Below are 23,693 nucleotides of genomic sequence, written 5' to 3'. Positions count from 1 at the left end.
GGCCTTGTCTTGGGGGAGGTCTACTGGTCTTCTGCCTTGGCCCTGCGCGCCCGGATCTGGGTGAGGTCCAGGTCCACGGGGAAGGGAACGTCCATTTTCAGGCGCTCGCGGAAGATACCGACGCTGGTGTACGCGCGGGTCGTGGGCTCCAGCTCTAAGGCGTGGACGGAGTGCTCCCATGCGACGGAGTCTCGTGGGTGCAATCAGACTATCGGCCGCAAACCGGCAGGCCTCCCGCGAACGTGTGACCGATGATCGTGTCGTTGACCAGGGACGGCGGGATCCGCCTGTGGATAACTCCGAGGGTGTCAGTCCTGGCACCTATCGTTGAGGCAGTGGTCGAAGCGCGACGTACGGGGGCACGGCGATGGGTGGGACGGGCGGGATCATTGGTATGGCGGCGGTAGCCGGGAGCGAAGCGCTCACAACGCTCCACAAGATCTTCGGGTACGACGACTTCCGGGGCGAGCAGGAAGCCGTGATCGAGCATGTGGTGGCCGGCGGCGACGCCGTGGTGCTGATGCCGACCGGCGGCGGCAAGTCGCTCTGCTATCAGATCCCCGCCCTGGTCAGGCCGGGTACGGGCATTGTCGTCTCGCCACTGATCGCGCTCATGCAGGACCAGGTGGACGCGCTGCGGGCGCTCGGCGTGCGGGCCGGGTTCGTCAACTCCTCACAGGACTTCGACGAGCGGCGGACGGTCGAGGCCGAGTTCCTCGCCGGCGAGCTGGACCTGCTGTACATGGCTCCGGAGCGACTGCGGCTGGACAGCTCGCTCGACCTGCTCTCGCGCGGCAGGATCTCCGTCTTCGCCATCGACGAGGCGCACTGCGTGTCGCAGTGGGGGCACGACTTCCGCCCCGACTACCTGACCCTGTCGGTGCTGGGCGAACGCTGGCCGGACGTGCCCCGGATCGCGCTGACGGCCACCGCCACGCACGCCACGCACAAGGAGATCACCCAGCGGCTGAACATGCCGCGGGCCCGGCACTTCGAGGCCAGCTTCGACCGGCCCAACATCCAGTACCGCATCGTGCCGAAGGCCGACCCCAAGAAGCAGCTGCTGAGCTTCCTGCGCGAGGAGCACCCGGGCGACGCGGGCATCGTCTACTGCCTCTCGCGCAACTCCGTGGAGAAGACCGCCGAGTTCCTCTCCCGCAACGGCGTCGAGGCGGTGCCGTACCACGCGGGCCTCGACTCGGGCACGCGCGCGGCCCACCAGTCGCGGTTCCTGCGCGAGGACGGGTTGGTCGTCGTGGCGACCATCGCCTTCGGCATGGGCATCGACAAACCGGACGTCCGCTTCGTCGCCCACCTCGACCTGCCGAAGTCGGTCGAGGGCTACTACCAGGAGACGGGCCGCGCGGGCCGCGACGGACTGCCCTCCACGGCCTGGATGGCCTACGGGCTCAACGACGTCATCCAGCAGCGCAAGCTGATCCAGTCCGGCGAGGGCGACGAGGCGTTCCAGCGACGCGCCCAGTCCCATCTGGACTCCATGCTCGCCCTGTGCGAGACGGCCCGGTGCCGCCGGGGACAACTGCTCGCCTACTTCGGCCAGGAACCCGATCCGAAGGGCTGCGGCAACTGCGACACCTGCCTCACCCCGCCCGAGACCTGGGACGGCACGGTGGCGGCACAGAAGGTGCTCTCCACGGTGGTGCGGCTCCAGCGCGAGCGCAAGCAGAAGTTCGGCGCCGTGCAGATCGTGGACATCCTGCTGGGCAAGCGGACCGCCAAGGTCATCCAGTTCGACCACGACCAGCTCTCGGTGTTCGGCATCGGCGAGGAGCTGGCCGAGGGCGAATGGCGCGGTGTGGTGCGCCAGTTGCTGGCCCAGGGACTCCTCGCGGTCGAGGGGGACTACGGCACGCTGGTGCTGACCGAGGACAGCGGCTCGGTACTGGGGCGCGAGCGGGAGGTGCCGCTGCGCAAGGAGCCCAAGAAGGCACCGGCGGCGCGGACGTCGTCCGGCTCGCGCGGCGACCGCAAGGCGAAGGCCGCCGCGGTGGAGCTGCCCGACGCGCTGCTTCCCGCCTTCGAGGCGCTGCGCGCCTGGCGCGCCGAACAGGCCCGCGAGCAGGGCGTCCCGGCGTACGTGATCTTCCACGACGCCACCCTGCGGGAGATCGCCACGGTGTGGCCGGCGTCGGTGGCGGAGCTCGGCGGCATCAGCGGCGTCGGCGAGAAGAAGCTGGCGACGTACGGGGAGGGTGTGGTCGGGGTGCTGGCGGGGCTCGGGGGGCCGCCGGACGTCTCTGCCGGGGAGGACGCAAGCGCGGGCGCGGGCGCGGTCGCGGGGGACGGTGGTCCGGGGGCCGTCGCGGGCCCGGCTGCGGGAGCGGGCCCGGGTGCGGCTCCCAAGGCAACCAGCCCCAGAGCCGGGTCCGGCTCCGCGCACGGCGACTTCTGGCCCGAGGGCGAGGTCGAGCCGGAGCCGGACGACTGGATGTAGGCGCCGCCGGCCCTAGGTCGCCGGCCCTCAGTTGCCGCCCCCCCCGTGGCCGACCGGTCGTCACAACGCCCGTGACGCGTACGCCCTGACATCCGCGTCCGTGTCCGTCGTCGCCGTGGCCAGGGCCGCCCGTGCCTCCACCGTGCCGGCGTGGGCGGTCAGGGCCAGGACCGCGGCCTTGCGGACGTCGGCGTTGGGGTCGGCGACGGCCTTGGCGAGGGCGGGTACGGCGAGGTCGGGCGCGGCGGCCGACAGCGCGGTGGCGGCGCCGGCCCGGACCTGCCAGGCCCCGTCGGACTGTGCGGCGACCGCCCGCGCGGCCAGCGGTTCCGGGCAGCCGGTGGCGGCCAGGGCCGCGTAGGCGGCGGCCCGCACCAGCGCGTCGGTGTCGTGGGTGAGGCCGGTCAGGGCGCCGAGGGACTCGTCCCGGTTCGTCGCGCCCGCACCCACCGTGCCCAGCGACTTCGCCAGCGTCACCCGCACCTCGCGGGACGGGTCCGTGGTGGCCGCGCGGGCCAGCGGGGTGACCGCGTCGAGGGAGACCAGGGCGCGGGCGGCCTCGATACGGACGGCCGGGTCGGGATCGGCGAGGCCGGTCGTGAACAGGCCGGTGTCGCCGACGCGCAGGGCGCGCAGCACGTCCAGGGCCGTGGCGCGGACGACGGGGTCGGCGCCCGTGGTGACGGCCTCGGCGAGGCGGTCGCGCAGGGCGGGCTGGGGCGGCAGCGTCTCGACGAGTTCGCGCAGGGACGCGGCCGCGGCGGCCCGGACGCCGGGGTCGGGGTCGGAGAGGGCGGTGGCGAGTGCCGGGCCGGTGCCGGGCGGGAGGGTCTCCGTCAGGACGGTGACGGCCGTGCGGCGGACCGAGGGCTCGGGGTCGGTCAGGTAGGGCTCGATGGCGGGGAGTTCGGGCGGGGACTCGGACTCGGCGAGGGAGAGGAGTCCGAGGAGCCGGGGGGAGACCGGTTCGGGGGCGTCGGGGCCGGTGGCCGTGGCCGCCGAGGGGAGTGTCCGGCCCATGGCCACGGGGGCCAGTTCGCGGGCGCCGGCCGTCGCGACCTGCTCGGCGTGGACCTCGCCGAGGTGGCGGGAGGAGCCGCCGGTCGGGGTGAAGCCGTCGACCGGGACGAGATAGGGGGCCACGGGACGGGCCGTGAACTCCATCGCACCAGAGGGGGACTTGTGCAGATCGAGGTGGTGGAACCAGGAGGCGTCGTCGCGCTGAGGGTGGTCGACGCGGTCGTGGTAGAGGCCCCAGCGGGACTCCGTGCGGGCCAGGGAGGCACGGGCGGCCATCTCCGCGCAGTCGCGGATGAAGCTGACCTCCGCGCAGCGCATCAGCTCGTGCGGGGTGACGCCGCCCATCTCCGCGATGTCGGTGCGCATCCGCTCGAAGGCCTCCAGGGCCAGGGAGAGCCGGGCACCGGACTTGGGCGGGGTCACGTAGTCGTTCACGAAGCGGCGCAGTTTGTACTCGACCTGGGTCTGCGGCGGGCCGTCCGGGTTGCGCAGCGGACGGTAGACCAGCTCGTGCGCGTCGCGCAGCTGGCCGGCCGGCAGTTCGCCGGTGTACGGGGTGTACTGCGAGGCGTCCGCGCCCGCGAGGTCGCCGAAGACGAACGCGCCGATCATGTAGTTGTGCGGGACGCAGGCCAGGTCACCGGCGGCGTAGAGGCGGGGCACGGTGGTGCGGGCCCGGTCGTCGACGCGGACGCCGGAGGCGGAGTGGCCGCCGCACAGGCCGATCTCGGAGATGTGCATCTCGACGTCGTGGGTGCGGTAGTCGTGGCCGCGGCCCGCGTGGAAGGTGCCGCGGGTGGGCCGCTCGGTGGAGTGCAGGATCGACTCCAGGGCCGAGATCGACTCCTCGGGGAGGTGGCTCAGCTTGAGGTAGACGGGGCCCCGGTCGCCGGCGATCTCGGCGGCGAACTCGGCCATCATCTGGCCGGACCAGTAGTCGGAGTCGACGAATCGTTCGCCGTGCCGGTTGACCTGGTAGCCGCCGAAGGGATTGGCGACGTAGGCGCAGGCCGGGCCGTTGTAGTCCTTGATCAGCGGGTTGATCTGGAAGCACTCGATGCCGGTGAGTTCGGCGCCCGCGTGGTAGGCCATGGCGTAGCCGTCGCCCGCGTTGGTGGGGTTCTCGTAGGTGCCGTAGAGGTAGCCGGAGGCGGGCAGGCCGAGGCGGCCGCAGGCGCCGGTCGCGAGGATCACCGCGCCCGCGCGGACGGTGACGAACTGTCCGGTGCGGGTGTTGAAGCCCGCCGCGCCCACGGCCCGCCCCTCGGCGGTCAGCACCCGTACCGGCATGACCCGGTTCTCGATGCGGATCCTCTCCCGCATCTCGCGCCGCCGCAGCTGCCGGTACAGGACCTTCTTGACGTCCTTGCCCTCCGGCATGGGCAGGACGTAGGAGCCGGAGCGGTGGACCTGGCGGACCGCGTACTCGCCGTGCTCGTCCTTCTCGAACTTCACGCCGTACGACTCCAGACGGCGCACCATGTCGAAGCCGCGGGTGGCGGTCTGGCGGACGGTGGACTGGTCGACGATGCCGTCGTTGGCGCGGGTGATCTCGGCGACGTAGTCGTCGGGTTCGGCGCGGCCGGGGATGACCGCGTTGTTGACGCCGTCCATGCCCATGGCGAGGGCGCCGGAGTGCCGGACGTGCGCCTTCTCCAGCAGCAGTACGTTCGCGCCGTGCTCCGCCGCGGTCAGCGCGGCCATGGTGCCGGCCGTGCCGCCGCCGATGACGAGGACGTCGCAGGAGAGTTCTTCGGCGTCGGTGAGGGCGGGGATCTCCACCAGAGCGTCCACCAGAGGGCCTTTCAGGAACCGGAAGGAGTTCGGGAACCGGGAGGAGTTCAGGAACTGGGAGGAGTTCAGGAACCGAGGGAAGTGAGGACGTCGCGCCGCAGCGCCTGCCGGTCCGGGGCGTCGTGCGCCGACCGGTCGCGCGGCCGGGGCACCTCGCGTACGGAGACGGCGCCGCCGGAGCCGAGCAGGGCGACCCGGTCGCCGAGGAACAGCGCCTCGTCGACGTCGTGGGTGACGAAGACGACGGTCGCGCCGGTGCCCTGCAACACGTCGACCAGCAGGTCCTGCATGCCGGCCCGGGTCTGGGCGTCGAGCGCGCCGAACGGCTCGTCCATGAGCACGGCACGGGGCCGTCCCGCGAGGGCGCGGGCGAGCTGGGCGCGCTGGCGCTGTCCGCCGGAGACGCGGTGCGGCAACTGCGTGGCGTGGCCGGTGAGTCCGACGCGCTCCAGCCAGGAGCCGGCCTGGGCGCGGCGTTCGGCGCGGGGCACCTTGCGGATGGCGAGCGGGAGTTCGACGTTGGCGCGCAGGGTGCGCCAGGGCAGCAGGGCGTCCTCCTGGAAGACCAGGGCGCGTTCGGCGGACGGCCCGTGCAGGGGCAGGCCGTCCTGGGTGATCCCGCCGGCGAGCGGCGGCAGCAGTCCGGCCAGGGTGCGCAGCAGGGTCGACTTGCCGCAGCCGGACGGGCCGACGACGGTCACGGTCTCGCCCGCCGCGACATCCAGGTCGACACCGGTGAGCACAACGGCGCCGGGCCGCCCGAGGGTGGCGCCGCGCAGGGTGAGCCGGGTGCCGCGCACGGGCGCCACCGGAGCGGCACCCCGCTCCTCGACGGTCTCCGCGCCGGCGCCGGTCTCAGACAAGGTGCTCATCGCGGGCCTCCTGGGCGTGGGACAACGGGCGGCCGGCCGGGGCCTCGCGGGACGCGGACGTGACCGGCCGGGCGGGACGCGGGCGCGGTCCGGGGACGTAGGAGGTGCGTGGCAGCCAGTGGGTGAGACGGCGGCCGAGGAGTTCCACGGCCGTGGAGGTCAGCCAGCCGAGTACGCCGATGGTGACCATGCCGACGAAGACGCCGGGGTAGTCGACGACCGTGTAGTCCTGCCAGGTGCGGTAACCGACGCCGTACTGGCCGGAGATCATCTCCGCCGAGATCACACAGATCCACGAGACGCCGATGCCGACCGACAGGCCGCCGAAGATGCCGGGCAGCGCGCCCGGCAGGACGACCGAGCCGAGGACCCGCCACCGGCCGCCGCCCATGGTCCGCACCGCCTCCTCCCACACCGGGGTCAGCGCGCGGACCGAGTGCCGGGTGGAGACCAGGACCGGGAAGAAGGCGGCGGTGAAGGTGATGAAGACGATGCCCTGTTCGTTGGAGGGGAACAGCAGGATCGCCACGGGCACGAGGGCGATCGCCGGGATCGGGCGGATCACCTCCAGCAGCGGGCCGAGCAGGTTCTCGGCGAGCCGGGACCGGGCGACGAGCACGCCGGTCGCCACCCCGAGGACGGCGGCGAGGAGGAAGCCGGAGAGGATCCGGGTGAGGCTGTCGGTGAGGTCGGTCCAGTAGACGGCCCCGGACAGCCGGTCGCCGAACGCGCGGGCCACGTCGGTGACCGTGGGGAACTGCGAGAACCGCAGCCACACATCGATGTCCTGGCTGGTCAGCAGCTGCCAGAGGCCGAGGGCGGCGGCCAGCGAGCCGAGCCGCAGCGCGTACGGGCCCAACCGCCGGCCACGCCCCCGTTTCGCCCCGCCCGCGTCGCCGCTCACGACGCCCGCTCCAGAGCCTCGGCGTACGTGACGACGCGCGCGCCGCCGTGGCCGTCGACGTAGGCCCGCGCGGTGTCCGGTGCGGTGAACGGCAGCAGTTGGCCGCCGTCGGCCACCCACACCGCCTTGTCGGCGAACCAGGTGGTGCCGGTGGTGGTGTCGGGGACATAGGCCGCGCGGACGTCGGAGCGGTGCTCGGCGACGTAACGCAGCAGTTCGGCGGGGGACTTGAAGGCGGTCGTCTTCCCGGATCCCCTCAGCCAGACCTCGCCGGCCGCGGGTGCGGGGGCGGCGGTCAGCTGCTCGGTGTACGAGGTGCCGAGGGCCTTCTTGACGTACTGGTCGTCGACGAAGCCGTCCACGTCCACGTCGCCGGTGAGGTCCGCCGACTTCAGGACCTCCACGTCCTTCTTCAGCGCCGAGACGAGGCTGGGCTTGAGGGTGGGGTCGAAGGTGGCGATGCCGTGGGCGCCGTTGTAGAGGTAGACGACCTCGGGCGGCAGACCGGTGGCGTCGGCGACCTGCTCGGCGGCGGTCACCGGGTGGTCGTTGAGGTAGTCGGTGGCCTGCGCCTGGGCCTTGAGGAACGCCTCCAGTACGGCGGGGCGCCGCTTCGCGAAGTCCTCGCGGGCGGTGACGCCGTGGAAGGTGGGCAGGTCGAGGGCGGCACCGTCGTAGAGCACCTTGGCCTTGTCCTGGAAGGCGAGCAGGCCGGGCCAGGCGACGAACTGGGAGAGCGCGTCGGTGGAGCCGGTCGACAGGGCCGATGCGCCGACCGAGGGCTCCTGGTTGAGCTTCTCGATGTCCTTCGCGGGGTCGAGCCCGGCCTCCTGGAGGGCGCGTACGAGGGTGCCGTCGGCGGCCGAACCGACGCTGGTGGAGACCTTCTTGCCCTTGAGCTCCGTGAGGGAGGCGAGTGAGGAGTCCGGGGCGGTGACGACGGTGTTGAGGCCGCCGGCGGGGTTGTAGCCGGTGACGGAGACGAGGTGGGTGGGCTGATTGAGCTGCTTGCCGCGGGCCGCGTTGATGAGGAGGGGGAAGTCGCCCATCGAGCCGATGTCGATCTTCCCCGCCGTCATCTGGGCGGTGATGGGGGCGCCGGTGGCGTAGTCCTGCCAGTCGACCTTGTAGGTGATGCCGTCGCCGAGGGAGTTGAGCTGCTTCTCGAAGTAGCCGAGGGAGCGCAGCAGGGTGCCGGCGGTGACGGTGTTGATGGTCTTGGACTGGTAGCCGACGGTCACGGTGACCGTGGAGCCGTCGCCGGCCCGCGCGTCACCGCCGCAGCCGGACAGGGTGAGCAGCAGGGAGGAGGCGGCCAGGGTGGCGAGTGCCGTGCGTTTCATGAGTGATCCGGGCCTCTCACCGAAGCAGGTAGGGCATGTTGACGGTGACCGCCCCGGTGGGGCAGCGGGCCGCGCACGGGCCGCAGTACCAGCACTCGTCGACGTGCATGTACGCCTTGCCGTTGCTCTCGTCGATCGCCAGGGAGTCCAGCGGGCACATGTCCACACAGAGCGTGCAGCCGTCGATGCACTTCGACTCGTCGATGGTCACGGGCACGTCGGCCCGCTGGGGCGCCAAGGGCATGGCTGTCTCCAGGAAGGTGCGGAACGGAGGGGCTACGGGATCTACAGGGACCTGTGCAGCAGGCCGCTCATCGTGATCCGGTCGCCGCGGAACCGGATGAACTCCAGGTCGACCGGGCGGCCGTCGGAGAGATGGGTCAGGCGTTCGAGCATCAGCAGGGCGGCGCCGCGCGGGGTCTCCAGTACGGCGGCGGAGTGCGCGTCGGCGTTCACCGCCTCCAGGGTGATCTCGGCGTGGCCGAGCCGGCTGCCGGTGGTGGCCTCCAGGAGGCGGAAGACGTCCGTGTTCTCCAGGTCGGAGCCGAGGAGTTCGGTGCCGATGTCGAGGGGGAGGTAGGTGAGGTCGAGCGAGAGGGGTACGCCGTCCAGGCGGCGCAGCCGCTCGAAGTAGAGGACGTCGGCGCCGGGTGGGACGCGCAGGCGGTCGGCGACGGGGGCGGGGGCCGGTACGGGGCCCAGGGTGCGGACCTCGTTGGTGACCCGGCCGTGTTCGCGCAGGGTCTCCGCGAGGCCCATCAGCCGGTCGAGGCCGTGTGGGTACTTCTGGCCCACGACGACCGTGCCGACGCCGGGCAGCCGGTCCACCAGGCCCTCCGCGCGGAGCAGGTCGAGTGCTTCGCGGACGGTGTTGCGGGATGCGCGGTAGTCGCCCGCGAGGGTGGTCTCGTGGGGGAGGACGCCGTCGGGGAAGGTGCCGGCGAGGAGTTGGTGGCGGATGAGGTCGGCGAGTTGCCGGGCCCGGTCGGCGCGCAGCCGGCGCCGGGCGCGATGGGCTGCGACGGTGGTCGCGCCCTGGCCGGCGTGGTCTCGGATGCGGTCGGTGGGGGGCATGGCTGGAACCATACCGATCTGGTCGGGAACGCCGTGTTGCGGGAATGTTGCGCCACCGGAGCCTTCGGCGGGGGGCGGGGTGACCTGGGTTTCTGGCGCTGGCGCCCCAAGATCTGCCACCTTGCCGCTGCGCTGCGCTGCGCTGCGCTGCGCTGCGCTGCGCTGCGCTGCGCTGCGCTGCGCGGGGCGCGGTCTCCGGTGCCGGCCGGTGGGGGCGTTCGCGCAGTTCCCCGCGCCCCTGAAAAGGCCGTCACTCGGCCGCGGGCCGGTGGGGGGCATTCGCGCAGTTCCCCGCGCCCCTTGAAGGGTTGTTGTTCGGCCGCGGGGCGGTGGGGGCTGGTCGCGCAGTTCCCCGCGCCCCTTAAAGGCAAAGCCTTGCGGCGCCCCGTTGCGCAATGCCCCCGCGGTTCCGTCAGCCCAGGGCTGTGATTCCTGGGAGGAAGGTGATCAGGAGGGGGAGTAGGGGGATCAATGTCGCTGCCGTGGTGGTCAGGGCTCGGTGGCGGGGGTTCAGGCGGGGTTTTGGTTCGAGGAGGCGGTCGACACGCTCGCCGAGGAGGCGGTGAGTGGACGCGCAGGACAGCACACCGCGGTGCTGGTTGAGCTCGATCAGCGCGAGTGCCGTGGTCAGATGGCCACACCGCCGCGAGGCGGTGTCATCGGCGGCGAGTTCGACAAGCCGTCGCGTCTGGTCGCAGAAGTGCGAGAACAGCGGCACCCGCGGAAACCCGGTGGCCAGCGCCGTGGAGAGATGGAGCAGCCAGTCGTGGTGGGCGCGGGCATGCCCCCGCTCGTGCGTGAGGACGGCGTCCAGCTGGTGGTCGGTGAGCTTGTGCAGGGCACCGGTGGTCACCACGAGCTGGGCCGGATGCCCCGGCAGCCACCACGCGTCGGGGTAGTCGTCCTCAAGGACCAGCAGCGGCCCGCGCGACCGAGGCAGCCCGGCCGGCAGCTCGGGAGCCCGCTCCCGCAGATGCGCACGGGTCGTCCCGCGCCGCCGCCGCACCTCCACCAGCTCACGAGCCAGCATCGCCGTCGTCCAGGCGGCACCACCCGCGAGGAGCACCGTGAGGCCCACCGCCCAGACCGGCGCGGCCGACAGGTCGTACGCGGCGGTGACGGCCGGCGGCGCCGGCGCGAAGACCTGGTCCCGTACGGTCTGGAAGACCGCCGCCGCGCCCAGGACCAGCGCGGTCAGACAGCACAGCAGTACGGTCGCGACCAGGCACTGCCACACCCACAGCCCGACCACCGGTTCCCGGTCGGGCCACTCGGCCCGGGTCAGCGCACGAGGGGTCGGCACGGCGGCCATCAGGGCGACGACGCTCAGCAGGAGCAGGGTGACGGTCATCCCAGGGGCTCCGGATCCTGGTCGGTGTGCGGGCAGCCCGGTGGGGCTCGGTAGCGCTCAGTGGGCTCAGTGGGCTCAGTGGGACGGGGTCGGGCGGTGCACCGCTCACCCGGCATGCCGGGCACGGGCATGGGCATGCACAGGCGCCCGCCGCCAGTATGACGGCCCCGGGCACCCGGAGTCAGCCGTTGATGCCGCCCTTCACACCCACCTCTTCCGTCACGCCCCTCCGGCCGGCGGCCCGGACCCGCCCCCGACCACCCCGTAAAGCGGCCGTCACCGTCCCAAAACCCTCCCCGCGACCTCCCCCAGGCCCACCCGCACGCCCCCGGGTCCAGGTGCCCACCCCGTGAGTGTCACCACATCCCCGTCCTCCAGGAACGTCCGCTCGCCGCCCGGCAGTTCGAGCGGATCCCGGCCGTTCCAGGTCAGCTCCAGCAGCGAGCCGCGCTCCCGCTCGCCCGGTCCGCTCACCGTGCCCGAGCCGTAGAGGTCGCCGGTGCGCAGGGAGGCGCCGCCCACGGTCAGGTGGGCCAACTGCTGCGCGGCCGTCCAGTACAGGGTGGCGGCGGGCGGCTCGGAGACGACATGGCCGTTGACGGCGACGGAGAGCCGCAGGTCGTAACCGCCGGGCTCCTCCCCGGTGTCGTCGAGGTAGGGCAGCAGCGGGTGTGTCCGCTCCGGCGGTGCCACGCGGGCGTCCTCCAGCGCGTCGAGCGGGGTGATCCACGCCGACACCGACGTGGCGAACGACTTGCCGAGGAACGGGCCCAGGGGGACGTACTCCCAGGCCTGGATGTCGCGCGCCGACCAGTCGTTGAGCAGGCAGAGCCCGAAGACGTGGTCCCGGAAGTCGGTGAGCGGGACCGGTGTGCCCAGGTCGGTCGGCGCGCCCACGACGAAGCCGATCTCGGCCTCGATGTCCAGCCGCACGGAGGGGCCGAAGACCGGCGCCGGGTCGGCGGGGGCCTTGCGCTGCCCGGACGGCCGTACGACATCCGTGCCGGAGACCACGACCGTGCCCGAGCGGCCGTGGTAACCGATCGGCAGGTGCTTCCAGTTCGGCGTGAGGGAGTCGGCCGCGTCGGGGCGGAAGATCCGCCCGACGTTACGGGCGTGGTGCTCGGACGAGTAGAAGTCGACGTAGTCCGCGACCGCGAAGGGAAGGTGCAGGGTCACCGACGACAGCGGGTGGGTCAGCGGCTCGACCACCTCCCGGTGCGAGGGCACCGTCACCCACGCCGTGAGCGCGCGCCGCACGTCGGACCAGGCCGTACGGCCCGCCGCCAGCAGCGGGTCGAGGCTCGGGCGCGCCAGCAGGGCGGCGTAGGGGGAGCCGAGGGCGAGGGCCGCGGCGCCGGCGTCGAGCACGTGGTCGCCGATCCGGACGCCGACGGTCCGCTCCCGCGAACCGGCGGCGGAGAAGACACCGTACGGAAGGTTGTGAGGGCCGAAGGGGTCGCCCTCGGGGACGTCGAACGGGGGCATGTGGTTCTGCCTCACTCTCGTGTGGGTGGCTGCGCCACACGTTACGGCTGGGGTCGGGCTTTCGACGGCAAGGTCTAGAAGGCCTAAAGAGTTCGCAATGTCCTGAAAACTCACGGTCGGAGGCGGCGATTCCGGCTTAGCTTCCTTTGCGGGGGCGGACGGGAAGCATCCGGTCCGCAGGGGGACACGTGGGGGGACCCGTGGCCAAGCGCACCTGTGGTGTGCCCGTGGACGTCGACCGTGACGTGCCGGGCCTGATCGTGAAGTTCGGCGACTACCCGCTGCATCACGGCGGGGTCGGCGCCATCCGCAGTCTGGGGCGGCTCGGCGTCCCGATGTACGCCATCACCGAGGACCCGTACACGCCCGCCGCCGCCTCCCGCTATCTGACGCGGGCGTTCGTCTGGCCGACCACGGGCACCGAGGAACCGGGCCGGCTCGTGGAGGGCCTGCTGCGGATCGGCCGCCGGATCGGGCGCCCGGCCGTGCTGATCCCGACCGACGAGGAGGCGGCGGTCCTGATCGCCGAGCACCGCGCCGACCTGGCCGGACACTTCCTCGCCCCGCCCGTCGACCCCGCGCTGCCGCGCCGCCTGGCCAGCAAGCAGGGGCTGCACGAACTCTGCGTCGAACACGGTCTCGCCAGTCCGGAGACGGTCGTTCCGGTGTCGTACGACGAGATCGTCGCCTTCGCCGACCGGGCCCGTTTCCCGGTGGTGGCGAAGAACCGCGAGGCGTTCGTCCGGCGCACCCGGCCCGCCGTGCACGGCACCACCCGTATCACCACCCGCGACGGACTGCTCGCGCTCGCCCGCGGCTGGGGCGCGCCCGGCGGCGATCCGGGAGTGGTCCTCCAGGAGTATCTGCCGCGCGAGTCGGCCGAGGACTGGATCGTGCACGCCTACTGCGCCGCCGACACCACCCCGCTCGCGCTCTTCACGGGAGTGAAGGTCCGCTCGTGGCCACCGCACGCGGGAATGACGGCGCACGCCTACGTCGTCGACAACCCGGAACTCGCCGACCTCGCCGCACGTTTTGTCAAACAACTCGGCTTCACCGGCGTCATCGACCTCGACCTGCGCTTCGACCGGCGCGACGGTCAGTACAAGCTGCTCGACTTCAACCCCCGTACGGGCGCGCAGTTCCGGCTCTTCGAGAGCGAGTCGGGTATCGACGTCGTCCGCGCGCTCCACCTGGACCTGACCGGCCGCCCGGTCCCGGAGGGCGAACAGCGCGCGGGCCGCCGCTATGTCGTGGAGAACATCGACCTGCCCGCGCTCCTCGCCTACCGCCGCAGCGGCTGTACGACGCCGCACGCGCCGCACCGGGCGAGCGGCACCGAGCTGGCCTGGCTGGCGGGCGACGACCCGCTGCCCTTCGTCACCATGCTCGCGCGCCTCGTCCGCCCCGGCGCGAAACACCTCGCCCAGCTCTGGCGCACCCACCGCGCCGACCAGCCCCAACGCACCCAGCACTCCGACGGCACCGGTCGCGCCGACCAGCCCCAACGCACCCAGCACTCCGACGGCACCGGTCGCGCCGACCAGCCCCAACGCACCGGCCGCACCGATCGCACCGATCGCACCCCACGCACCGGCCGCCCCCACCGCCCCGGCCGCCCCCACCGCCCGGACCGCTGACGCCGCCCCCGACCGCTGACGCCGCCCCGACCGCTGGGCGCCGGCGCCCCCGCCCACCACGTACCGAGCTCACCCGCCACATGTCCTGGGGAGGCACCCGCACATGCTGCAACCCGTCGCCATCGTCGGCGCAGGCCCCTTCGGTCTGTCCACCGCCGCCCATCTGCGCGCCCGCGGCATACCCGTCCGGGTGTTCGGCGAGCCGATGGTCAGCTGGCGCGACCACATGCCCGCCGGCATGCTCCTCAAGTCCACCCCGGCCGCGTCCAGCCTCGACGCCCCGCAGCCCGGCCACACCCTCGCCGACTACTGCGCCGCGGCCGGAATCCCCCGGCTGGTCACCGACGAGGACATCGTGCCGGTCGAGACCTTCGTCGCGTACGGCGACTGGTTCCGCAAGCGGCTCGTCCCCGGACTGGAGCAGGTCCGCGTCGTCTCCGTGGACCACCGCACCCCGGGCGCCGGCTTCGAACTCAAGCTCGACTCGGGCGAGTTGTTCACCGCGCGGGCCGTCGTCGTCGCCACCGGGCTCTCCGGGCTCGCCCATCTCCCGCCCGAGCTGGCCGCCGCCGTACCCGACGGACCGGGCCCCGCGGCCCCCGTCTCGCACAGCTCCCAGCACCACGACCTGAGCCGCTACGCCGGCCGGGAACTGATCGTCGTGGGCGCCGGACAGTCCGCCCTGGAGACGGCCGTGCTCGCGGCGGAGGCCGGCGCCGACGTACGGGTGGTGGCCCGCGGCCGCGGCTCCGTCGCCTTCGGGGCGCCCCCGTGGCGGCAGCCCGGGCTGCGCCCGCGGTCGCCGTTCGGCCGGGCCTGGTCGCTGTACGCGCTCACCTACTACCCGCACCCCTACCGCCGTCTCCCGGCCGGGCTGCGCCACCACCTCGTACGCCGGGTCCTCGGCCCGCTCGGCGCGTGGTGGCTGCGCGAGCGGTTCGAGGGCCGGGTCCGGGTCAGCGAGGTCGCGGGCGTGGAGCGCGCCGAACCGGACGGCGGCCGCACGGCGCTGACGGTCCGTACCCACGAGGGCCGGCCGGAGCGACTGACCGCGGACCATGTCGTCGCCGCCACCGGATACCGCGTGGACCTCGCCGCGATGGACTTCCTCGGCCCGGAGCTGCGCACCCGTCTGGAGGTCAGCCGCGGCACCCCGCGACTCGGCGCGGGCTTCCGCTCCTCCGTCCCGGGCCTGTACTTCACCGGCCTGCCCGCGGCCTCCTCCTACGGTCCGGTGATGCGGTTCGTCTGCGGTACGGAGTTCGCCTCGCCGCGCCTTGCGGACCATCTCGCGGCGGCCCACGGCTGACCCGGCCCACCCGGGGCGCACCCGGTTCGGGCGCCGACACCCACCCCCGGGCGTTCGCATACCCCACGTGGGAGTGAAAACCGGATCCGTTTTCAACGCGCGCTCACGGCGCCCCGCGGGCCGACGCGGGGCCCGTCCGGGCAAAGGGCCGAATGGTACAGGGGAGTTGGCTGGTGCGGACGGGACGCGGGGGAACCCGGCCGACGTCCGGTTCGCACCGGGTCGGTGCCGCGCGATGTCCGTATTCTCTGATCATGGCCGCACCCACCGCATATGCCGCGCGCACCACGTACGCACTTGTCGCCACCGACCTGGACGGGACCCTGCTGCGCGGCGACGACACCTTCTCCGACCGCTCGTTGGCCGCGCTCGCCCGGTCGGCACGGGCCGGGGCCCGGCATCTCGTGGTCACCGGCCGGCCCGCGCCCCGGGTCCGCCCGCTCCTCGCCGAGCTGGGCAGCACCGGCCTCGCGGTGTGCGGACAGGGCGCGCAGCTGTACGACGCCGGCCGGGACCGCCTGCTCTGGTCGGTCACCCTGGACCGGGAGTTGGCCGAGACCGCGATCGGCAAGATCGAGGCGGAGGTCGGCCAGGTGTACGCGGCGGTCGACCAGGACGGGGTGCACGGGCTGACGCTGATCGAGCCCGGCTATCTGATGCCGCACCCGACCCTGCCCGCGGTGCGGGTCGGGTGGCGCGACGAACTGTGGGCCGAGCCGATCAGCAAGGTGCTGCTGCGCCATCCTTCGCTGTCCGACGACGAGCTGGCGTCGGTGGCCCGCTCGGTGGTCGGTTCGCTCGCCACGGTCACCATGTCGGGCCCGGGGACGGTCGAACTCCAGCCATGCGGGGTGACCAAGGCGACCGGTCTCGCGCTGGCGGCCCGGCGGCTCGGTGTGCGGGCCGAGGACACCATCGCGTTCGGGGACATGCCCAACGACATCCCGATGTTCGACTGGGCGGCGCACGGGGTGGCGATGGCCAACGCGCACCCCGAACTCAAGGCGGTGGCCGACGAGGTCACGACGTCGAACGAGGACGACGGCATCGCCGTCGTCCTCGAACGACTCTTTCCCTGAGAACGGCTCTTTCCCCGAAGGGAATTCACCCCTCACGGCCCCAACAAAGCAGTCGCGTACAAAACAGTCGCGTTCCTTTACGGGCCCCAACCCGCAAAGCAATGCGCTCGGTCAGTAGGCGCCGAAGACGTTGTCGATGGAGCCGTACCGGGCGGCCGCGTAGTTGCAGGCGGCGACGATGTTCGCGACCGGGTCGTACGGGTCGTACAGGGTGCCGGGCACGTGGTACGCGGCGAAGGTCGGGTCGATCACCTGGAGCAGGCCCTTGGAGGGCGTGCCCGCGAGGGCGTTGGAGTCCCAGTTGTTGACGGCAGACGGGTTGCCGGAGGACTCGCGCATCACGTTGCGGTAGATGCCGTCGTAGGTGCCCGGGATGCCGTTCTGCGCCATGACGGAGAGCGACTCGCGGATCCAGCCGTCGAGGTTGTTCGGGTACGCGGTGACCGCCTTGGTGGCGGTCGGGGTGGCCGCGGACGCGCTGGTGGCGCCGATGACCGGCAGCGCGAGCACGGCCGCGCCGGTGCCGGCGACGGCGAGCGTGCGGGTGAGGCGGCGCATGGAGGTGAAGCGGTGCAATGCGGACATGGGGATGGATTCCTCTCCGACGCCTGCGAGGTGAGCTGTCGGGTTCGGGCGGGGAGGTGCCCGGCCGGGCCCTTGCGGGCACGGCTTCACCCCGAGCCGTTCCGGCGCGTCCTTCGACGTCCGGCCCGGCGACTTACCTGGGTCCCCCACTCCTGCCGTGGATCTTTGTCGGTGGTGTGGGCGGCGGCAGGATTAGGCGTCCGCCCGACAGCGCTGGAACGTATGCGAAGCCCATGTCCGAAACAAGTAGCGGATTCACATATAGCGGCTTGTGATCTTCTTTCCGGGTGTTTGCCGCGCATGATCCTTTGCTGCTGGAAAGGGTCAACTCGCGGACCCGCAAAGGTGAATCGGCGCGGGTCTGTGAAATTCCTGTGCGCATGCGTCAGTGAGTCATGTCACGCACGATCGCAAGAGTGGTAAATCGGGCAATGAGCCCAAGTCCCTATCAACCAGCCGTCCGTGGAATCCGCTTCTCCCAGGTGCGATGGAAGACCACGTCGTCGCCCTCGGTGCAAATCACCTCATTGGAGGTCAAAAACTCCCCCTCCTCGCACCGGATCTCCGACCGCGTCCGGACCGTCGTGTCCCAGGCGAGTTCGGGCCGGTGGAGGCGGACCGTCCAGTCGGAGCGGGTCCGCGCGGACAGCGCGTCGCCCTCGGTGACCGTGTACGTCTCCAGCGCGTCCTCGGTGAACTCCAGCCCGTCGGGATAGACGCGGGTCCCGCCGTACCGGGGGTCGACCTCCAGCCGCCACTCGCCCTTGGCCACGTCCCGCACCACCAGCCGCTCGGGACGCGGCTCGTCCAGCGTGACGGGGGAGGAGACACCGAGCGGAGCCGATTGCTCGGGCTCCTCGAAACCGATCCCCTGGTCGGGTGCCGGCGCGCGGACCGGCAGTTCCAGGGCGCTGCCCGCCGGGTCCAGCGTGAAGCCGGCCTCGGAGCCGGGCTGCGGCCAGATCCACGGCCAGTACGCCGAGGAGACGGCCAGCCGGACGCGGTGCCCGGCCGGGAAGGCGTGCCCGATGCCGTTCAGCTCGAACGACACCTCCTCGGTCGCGCCCGGTGTCCACGGCACAGCCCGGTCCCGGCCCTCGCGCGCCGACAGGTTCAGCACGCCCCGGGTCACCAGGGTCGAGGAGCCGTCCGGGGCGACGTCGCAGAGCCGGGCGACCACCTGTCCGCGCGGCACCTCGCAGCGCAGCCGCAGCCGTACGCGCGGCCGTCCCAGCACCCAGGTCTCCTCGCCCAGCGGGAACTCGAAGCAGACCGACCGCGCGTCCTCCTCGCGCTGGTCCGGCGGCAGGTCGGCGTCGTTCCCGAAGGGGAAGAAGCGGCCCGCGTCGACGCCGGTGTGCATCGGGGACCGCACCGGCAGGGGGGCGCCCTGGAGGGCGTAGGTGACGGGGGTGACGGCGGGGGAGGGCCAGGCGGGCTCGCCGACCCAGCGGCCCGGCAGGGTGTCGTAGACCGTGGCCGGCGGGTGCGAGTCGCTGACGTAGGCGCGCAGCAGGGGCTCGGGGAGGTCGCCCTCGCCCTTCAGCCAGTGGTCCCACCAGCGCAGGGTCTCCTGGAGGAAGCCGATCGCCGGGCCCGGCGGCAGGCCGCGGTCGGGGTACTGGTGCGACCAGGGGCCGATCAGTCCGCGCACCCGGTCGGCCGGGAGGTGTTCGACGAGCCGCAGCACGGTGTCGCGGTACGGGTCGTGCCAGCCGCCGACGGCGAGCACCGCGGCCTTGATCGCCCCGTAGTCCTCGCAGACGCTGCCGTGCCGCCAGTAGTCGTCGCGCGTCTGGTGGCCGAGCCAGGTGTGCAGCAGGGGTTGCACCGCCTCCAGGCGGTTCAGCCACATCTCCCGCCAGGCCTCGCCGGCGTACCGCGGGTCCGGCGGGCGCGACACGAAGGTGAGCATGGTGGCCGCCCATGCGTGCATGTCCACCGCGAGGACGGAACCACCCATGTAGTGCACGTCGTTGTCATAGCGGTCGTCGGTCGAGCAGACCGTGACGATCGCCTTGAGCGGCTCGGGCGCGAGGGCCGCGATCTGGAGGGAGTTGAACCCGCCCCAGGAGATGCCGAACATACCGACCTTGCCGTCGCACCAGGGCTGCGCCGCCAGCCAGTTGACCACCTCGACGCCGTCGGCCAGCTCCGTCGCCGAGTACTCGTCGCCGGGCAGGCCCTCGCTGTTGCCGTGCCCGCGCACGTCGACGCGGACGGAGGCGTAGCCGTGGCCCGCGTACCAGGGGTGGCGCTGGAAGTCGCGCGGCGCCGTCCAGTCGGTGAGCCGGTAGGGGAGGTACTCCAGGAGCGCGGGTACGGGCTCGTTGGTCAGCGGGCGCCACACGCGCGCGTAGAGCAGGGTCCCGTCCGCGAGCGGGATGCGGACGTCGTCGTGGGTCGTCTCGTGGGGGAAGGACGTACGGATGTGCATGACGGGGACCCCAGTGGTTCGGTCGGCTCGGTCGGCGGCTTCAGTGGACGGGGTGCATCGTGCGGCGCAGCCAGGGCGCCGCGGCGATCACGGCGAGTCCGGCGGCGACCGCGATCGCGCCGTTGACGCCGAAGTAGGCGGGCTTGGAGACGTCGTCGTAGAGCTTCACGGTCTGGGCCTGGACACCGTTGGCGAGCGCCAGGGACAGGAACCACAGGGACATGGTCTGGCTGGAGAAGGCGGCGGGCGCCAGCTTGGTGGTGGCGGACATGCCGGAGGTCTCCAGCAGGATGTCGCCGAGGCCGAGCAGCAGATAGGAGCCGACGATCCACCAGACGGACATGAGGTAGTCGTCGGACGAGTGGCCGGAGGTGGGCAGGACCATCAGCAGGAAGGACAGCCCGCCGAGCACCACCCCGATGGCGATCTTGTTGGAGGCGTGCGGCTGGCGGCGGCCCATACGCACCCACAGCGCGGCCACGAAGGGCGCGAGGCCGACCTCGAAGGCGCCGAGCGCGGAGGCGTACCAGCTGGCCGGGAAGTCGAAGCCGAGGATCTTCGTCTCGGCGTTGGTCGAGGCCAGCAGGATCATCGTCGAGTACGCCTGGAACAGGATGAAGTTGAAGACCGTCGAGGCGAGGAAGAGGACGATGTACGGCCGCAGCCGGCCGCGTTCCTCCGCGGTGACCCTCGGGCTCGCGAACATCACCGCGAAGTAGGCGACCGGTGCGATCACCGAGACCAGGGTGAGCAGGTCGACGAAGCGGTCCATGGTGAGCCAACCGGCGACGGCCAACCCCGTGCCGACCGCCGCGGCGGCGACGATCCCGGCCGCGATGAGCAGGACCGCGCGGCGCATCGCGTCGGGGGCCAGCGCGAACTCGGCGGCGTTCCTGCGGCCGGCGAGGTGGCGCCGCCCGGCGACGTACTGGACCAGCCCGAAGGTCATACCGACCGCGGCGGCCGAGAAGCCCCAGTGCCAGCCCTGGTGGTCGCCGAGCCAGCCGGTGATCAGCGGGCCCGCGAAGGCGCCGATGTTGATCGCCATGTAGTAGAGGGCGAAGCCGGCGTCCCGGCGCTCGTCGTCGGTGCGGTAGAGCTTGCCGACCATGGTGGCCACGTTGGGCTTGAGCAGTCCGGTGCCGGCGCTGATCAGGCCGAGGCCCACCCAGGTCATGGCGGCGGCAGGCACGGCCATCGCGTAGTGGCCGCAGGCGATCAGGATGCCGCCCCAGAGCACCGCGCGGTACGAGCCGAGGATCCGGTCGGCGAGCCAGCCGCCGGCGACGGAGACGAGATAGACCAGCGTTCCGTAGGCTGCGGATACGGAGGCGGCCGTTCCGGCGGACATGCCCAGTCCGTCGTTGGCCACCGAGTCGGCGAAGTAGAGCACGAGGATGGCCTGCATGCCGAGGAACGAGAACCGCTCCCAGACCTCCAGACCGGAGAGCGTGAGCAGGCCTCTGGGATGGCCGAAGAAGGCGTGGTCGTCCTTGGCCGGCGGTCCTTCGCCGGGCCCGGCATCGAGGTCGGTTTCAGACACGCTCCACTACTTCCACGCAAGTCGATAAATATCCGCTCGTATCAGGTGATCAAAAACATACCGGTCGTGATCGGGTATCGCCCGGGGTGCGCGGGTGGGCGGCATGGGTGATCGAAACATGACCGGATACGCTGACGTGAGTGATGGCAGCGACCTATCGACATACCGGGTAATCGGCAGTAGACACCAGCAGACAGGAGATCCCTCGTGACCGTCGTCGGGCCGTTCGGGCTGAGCGTGCGGGACCAGGTTCTGGAGGCCGATGTCCAGGCAGGATTGACGGCTGTCGAGGAAGGGCTGCTAGAGGCCACCAAGAGCGAGGTCCCCTTCATCACGGAGGCCGCGCAGCACCTGGTGCGGGCCGGCGGCAAAAGATTCCGGCCACTGCTCGTGATGCTCGCCGCCCAGTTCGGCGACCCCTACGCGCCCGGGGTCGTACCCTCCGCCGTTGTTGTCGAACTGACCCATCTCGCCACGCTCTACCACGACGACGTCATGGACGAGGCCGCCGTCCGGCGCGGGGTGCCCAGCGCCAACGCCCGCTGGGACAACTCGGTCGCCGTGCTCACGGGCGACTTCCTGTTCGCGCGCGCGTCGCACATCCTGGCCGACCTCGGCCCCGAGGCGGTCCGGGTCCAGGCCGAGGCGTTCGAACGGCTCGTCACCGGACAGATCCTGGAGACCGCCGGACCCGCCGACGGCCGCGACCCCGTCGACCACTACCTCGACGTGCTCGCCGGCAAGACCGGTTCGCTGGTGGCCGTCTCCTGCCGGTTCGGCTCGCTGATGTCCGGCGCCGACGAGCCCGTGGTCGACGTCCTCACCCAGTACGGCGAGCGGCTCGGGGTCGCCTTCCAGCTCGCCGACGACGTCCTCGACATCGCCTCCGAGACCCGCGAGTCCGGCAAGACCCCGGGCACCGACCTGCGCGAGGGCATCCCGACCATGCCCGTGCTGCGGCTGCGCGAACGGGCCGAGCGGCTGGGCCTCGCCGAGGACATCGCCCTGTGCGAGCTGCTCGCCTCCGACCTCAGCGACGACGCACGGCACGCCGAGGCACTGTCCGCGCTGCGCGCCCATCCGGCACTTGAGCAGGCACGACGCGACACCGTGCGGTACGCCGAGGAGGCCCGCGCGGCCCTGGTGCCGCTGCGCGAGTGCGAGGCACGGCAGGCTCTCGAGGAACTCTGCGACGCGGTGGTGCACCGGGCGGGTTAGCACCCGCAGACGGCGGTACCCGGGGCGGCGTCCGCTCCCGACCCCTACGGGTCGGGGGAGGCGCCGCCCCTTCGCGTCATACCGCAGCAGTACATGGAGTTGACTCTGGGGGCTGACGTTTCCCGCCTGCCGATTTGGTCAGATGGTGACCACGGACGACACCACTCCTCACCGATTCGGGTGAGAATGGCGGCTCAGGGTGGGACGAGTGCACGGACGCGAAGAGCACCAGGAGTTCGAAGGCCGCCGCCTACACGGAGGTAAGGCACACATGGCACCGTACGAATCCGACGACAGCACGACTGCCGCGGACGCCGACGAGCTGCGAGCGGCCCGGCGCAAGAAGGCCGCACGCTACGTCGTGCCGGTCACGGTCGTGGGAGTGGCGGCGGCGACCATCGGGCTGGTCCCGGCGATCGCCGACTCCGGCAGCCCCGACCTGCCCAGGATCAGCGCGGAACAACTCATCCAGAAGATCGCCGAGTCGGACACGGAGCAGCTCTCCGGCACGGTGAAGATCACCACGGATCTCGGACTGCCGAACCTCGGCGGCCTGGAGAGCGGGCTGATGTCCGGCGCCACCCAGGGCGGCGGCGACGGCGAGGGCTCCGCGGCCGACCCCACGGCCAAGCTCACCGAGCTGGCCAGCGGCACACACACGCTGCGCGTCGCGGTCGACGGCCCCGAGAAGCAGAAGCTGTCGCTCCTGGAGGACGCCGCCGAGTACAGCGTCATCCACAACGGCAAGGACGTCTGGGGCTACGACAGCGGCTCCAACGAGGTGTACCACTCGACGTCCGCGGAGGGCGCCGACGCACAGCAGGACGTCCCGGCGACCCCCAAGGACTTCGCCGAGGAAGCCCTGAAGTCGGTCGACGACACCACGTCGGTCACCGTCGACGGCACCGCGCAGGTCGCGGGCCGCGACGCCTACAAGCTGGTCGTCAAGCCGAAGCAGTCCGGCTCGACCGTCGGCCAGATCTCCATCGCCGTGGACTCCAGGACGTTCACGCCGCTGAAGTTCACGCTGACCCCGGCGAGCGGTGGCGCGGCCGTCGTCGACGCCGGCTTCACCAAGGTCAGCTTCGACCGGCCGGCCGCCTCGACCTTCGACTTCACCCCGCCCAAGGGTGCGAAGGTCACCGAGGAGCCGGCCGGCGAGAAGCCGTCGGGCGAGGCCGCGCCCGGGCACCGGGCGCCGAAGTCCGAGGACGACCTGGCCAAGAGCGCCGAGGCCGAGGGCTTCAAGGTCCTCGGTGAGGGCTGGAACGCGATCGCGGTCCTGGAGACCGGCGGCGAGGGTGTCCCCTCCGGCGGTGAGGTCGGCGGCGACCTGGGCGGCTTCCTGGACTCCCTCGGCGACCAGGTGAGCGGCAAGTTCGGCGAGGGCACGGTCTTCAAGACGCGCCTGATCAACGCCCTGATCACCGACGACGGCAAGGTCTACGTCGGCGCGGTCACCAAGGACGCGCTGGTGAAGGCGGCCGACGCCGGGAAGTAGCAGCGGCGGCGGTCGGCGGCCGGGCGGTGCACCCCACCGCCCGGCCGCCGACCCGTACGTCTGCGTATGTGTACGTGTAC

Annotated in this window: 17 protein-coding genes, 1 pseudogene and 1 riboswitch; of the genes and pseudogenes, 6 read left to right on the top strand and 12 right to left on the bottom strand. The window is 72.1% G+C overall.

Translation table 11 applies throughout. The features are described 5' to 3' along the window. Positions 1–20: 20 nt before the first annotated feature. A pseudogene (locus ACIQAC_RS14005) lies at positions 21–167 on the bottom strand (Uma2 family endonuclease); the annotation flags it as partial. Between the two features lie 200 nt (positions 168–367). Between ACIQAC_RS14005 and recQ the strand changes: the two are divergent. Beyond that, on the top strand, positions 368–2,455 hold the full coding sequence (gene recQ, locus ACIQAC_RS14000) for a DNA helicase RecQ (protein ID WP_402190290.1): 2,088 nt from the start codon (positions 368–370) through the stop codon (positions 2,453–2,455). Between the two features lie 60 nt (positions 2,456–2,515). Here recQ and ACIQAC_RS13995 read toward each other — a convergent pair whose 3' ends face one another. From ACIQAC_RS13995 to fahA, 8 genes are all read right to left on the bottom strand, one after another. Further along, positions 2,516–5,269, bottom strand: a complete 2,754-nt coding sequence (locus tag ACIQAC_RS13995) for a fumarate reductase/succinate dehydrogenase flavoprotein subunit (protein ID WP_402190288.1) — start codon at positions 5,267–5,269, stop codon at positions 2,516–2,518. Positions 5,270–5,334: 65 nt separating this feature from the next. Continuing rightward, entirely contained in the window at positions 5,335–6,141 is an 807-nt protein-coding gene (locus ACIQAC_RS13990) for an ABC transporter ATP-binding protein (protein WP_402190285.1), read from the bottom strand. After that, positions 6,125–7,000, bottom strand: a complete 876-nt coding sequence (locus ACIQAC_RS13985; protein WP_402190736.1) for an ABC transporter permease — start codon at positions 6,998–7,000, stop codon at positions 6,125–6,127. The genes ACIQAC_RS13990 and ACIQAC_RS13985 overlap by 17 nt, the downstream gene beginning before the upstream one ends. A gap of 41 nt (positions 7,001–7,041) precedes the next feature. Further along, positions 7,042–8,388: an ABC transporter substrate-binding protein gene (locus ACIQAC_RS13980; protein ID WP_402190282.1), complete on the bottom strand. Its 1,347-nt coding sequence runs from the start codon at positions 8,386–8,388 to the stop codon at positions 7,042–7,044. 16 nt (positions 8,389–8,404) lie between these two features. Next, complete coding sequence (locus ACIQAC_RS13975; protein WP_010986276.1) at positions 8,405–8,632, bottom strand: ferredoxin family protein; 228 nt, start codon at positions 8,630–8,632, stop codon at positions 8,405–8,407. 41 nt (positions 8,633–8,673) lie between these two features. Beyond that, positions 8,674–9,462 (bottom strand): GntR family transcriptional regulator, encoded by a 789-nt coding sequence (locus tag ACIQAC_RS13970; protein WP_402190279.1) that lies wholly within the window; start codon positions 9,460–9,462, stop codon positions 8,674–8,676. 412 nt (positions 9,463–9,874) lie between these two features. Beyond that, positions 9,875–10,813, bottom strand: coding sequence for a M56 family metallopeptidase (locus ACIQAC_RS13965; RefSeq protein WP_402190276.1), 939 nt, complete (start codon positions 10,811–10,813; stop codon positions 9,875–9,877). Positions 10,814–11,089: 276 nt separating this feature from the next. Continuing rightward, on the bottom strand, positions 11,090–12,301 hold the full coding sequence (gene fahA / locus ACIQAC_RS13960) for a fumarylacetoacetase (protein WP_402190733.1): 1,212 nt from the start codon (positions 12,299–12,301) through the stop codon (positions 11,090–11,092). A gap of 200 nt (positions 12,302–12,501) precedes the next feature. Between fahA and ACIQAC_RS13955 the strand changes: the two genes are divergently transcribed. From ACIQAC_RS13955 to ACIQAC_RS13945, 3 genes are all read left to right on the top strand, one after another. Further along, positions 12,502–13,941 (top strand): ATP-grasp domain-containing protein, encoded by a 1,440-nt coding sequence (locus ACIQAC_RS13955; RefSeq protein WP_402190273.1) that lies wholly within the window; start codon positions 12,502–12,504, stop codon positions 13,939–13,941. Positions 13,942–14,044: 103 nt separating this feature from the next. Next, positions 14,045–15,250 (top strand): FAD-dependent oxidoreductase, encoded by a 1,206-nt coding sequence (locus ACIQAC_RS13950; RefSeq protein WP_402190270.1) that lies wholly within the window; start codon positions 14,045–14,047, stop codon positions 15,248–15,250. A gap of 254 nt (positions 15,251–15,504) precedes the next feature. Then, positions 15,505–16,329 (top strand): HAD family hydrolase, encoded by an 825-nt coding sequence (locus tag ACIQAC_RS13945; protein ID WP_402190268.1) that lies wholly within the window; start codon positions 15,505–15,507, stop codon positions 16,327–16,329. A 111-nt stretch (positions 16,330–16,440) separates the two neighbouring features. On the opposite strand, the gene ACIQAC_RS13940 is transcribed toward ACIQAC_RS13945, so the two are convergent. From ACIQAC_RS13940 to ACIQAC_RS13930, 3 genes are all read right to left on the bottom strand, one after another. Further along, positions 16,441–16,914 (bottom strand): transglycosylase SLT domain-containing protein, encoded by a 474-nt coding sequence (locus ACIQAC_RS13940; RefSeq protein ID WP_402190265.1) that lies wholly within the window; start codon positions 16,912–16,914, stop codon positions 16,441–16,443. A gap of 5 nt (positions 16,915–16,919) precedes the next feature. Beyond that, positions 16,920–17,055: riboswitch (cyclic di-AMP (ydaO/yuaA leader) on the bottom strand. Positions 17,056–17,362: 307 nt separating this feature from the next. After that, the gene (locus tag ACIQAC_RS13935) at positions 17,363–19,351 is read right to left on the bottom strand and encodes a CocE/NonD family hydrolase (protein ID WP_402190263.1); all 1,989 of its coding nucleotides are present in this window, start codon (positions 19,349–19,351) and stop codon (positions 17,363–17,365) included. A gap of 40 nt (positions 19,352–19,391) precedes the next feature. Continuing rightward, positions 19,392–20,894 carry a peptide MFS transporter gene (locus ACIQAC_RS13930; protein WP_402190261.1) on the bottom strand — a complete coding sequence of 501 codons (1,503 nt, stop codon included), beginning with the start codon at positions 20,892–20,894 and terminating at the stop codon, positions 19,392–19,394. A gap of 207 nt (positions 20,895–21,101) precedes the next feature. Here ACIQAC_RS13930 and ACIQAC_RS13925 point away from each other — a divergent pair, with 207 nt between their 5' ends. Beyond that, on the top strand, positions 21,102–22,112 hold the full coding sequence (locus ACIQAC_RS13925; protein ID WP_402190259.1) for a polyprenyl synthetase family protein: 1,011 nt from the start codon (positions 21,102–21,104) through the stop codon (positions 22,110–22,112). A gap of 271 nt (positions 22,113–22,383) precedes the next feature. Continuing rightward, a complete protein-coding gene (locus tag ACIQAC_RS13920) occupies positions 22,384–23,613 on the top strand; it encodes an outer membrane lipoprotein carrier protein LolA (RefSeq protein WP_402190257.1) in 1,230 nt (409 codons plus the stop codon). The last annotated feature ends 80 nt before the right edge of the window (positions 23,614–23,693 follow it).

The organism is Streptomyces sp. NPDC088387, from assembly GCF_044753385.1.
In the GTDB taxonomy this organism is placed as follows: domain Bacteria; phylum Actinomycetota; class Actinomycetes; order Streptomycetales; family Streptomycetaceae; genus Streptomyces.
Note: the sequence above shows the minus strand (reverse complement) of the source record. Positions and strands in the feature narration are given on the sequence as shown.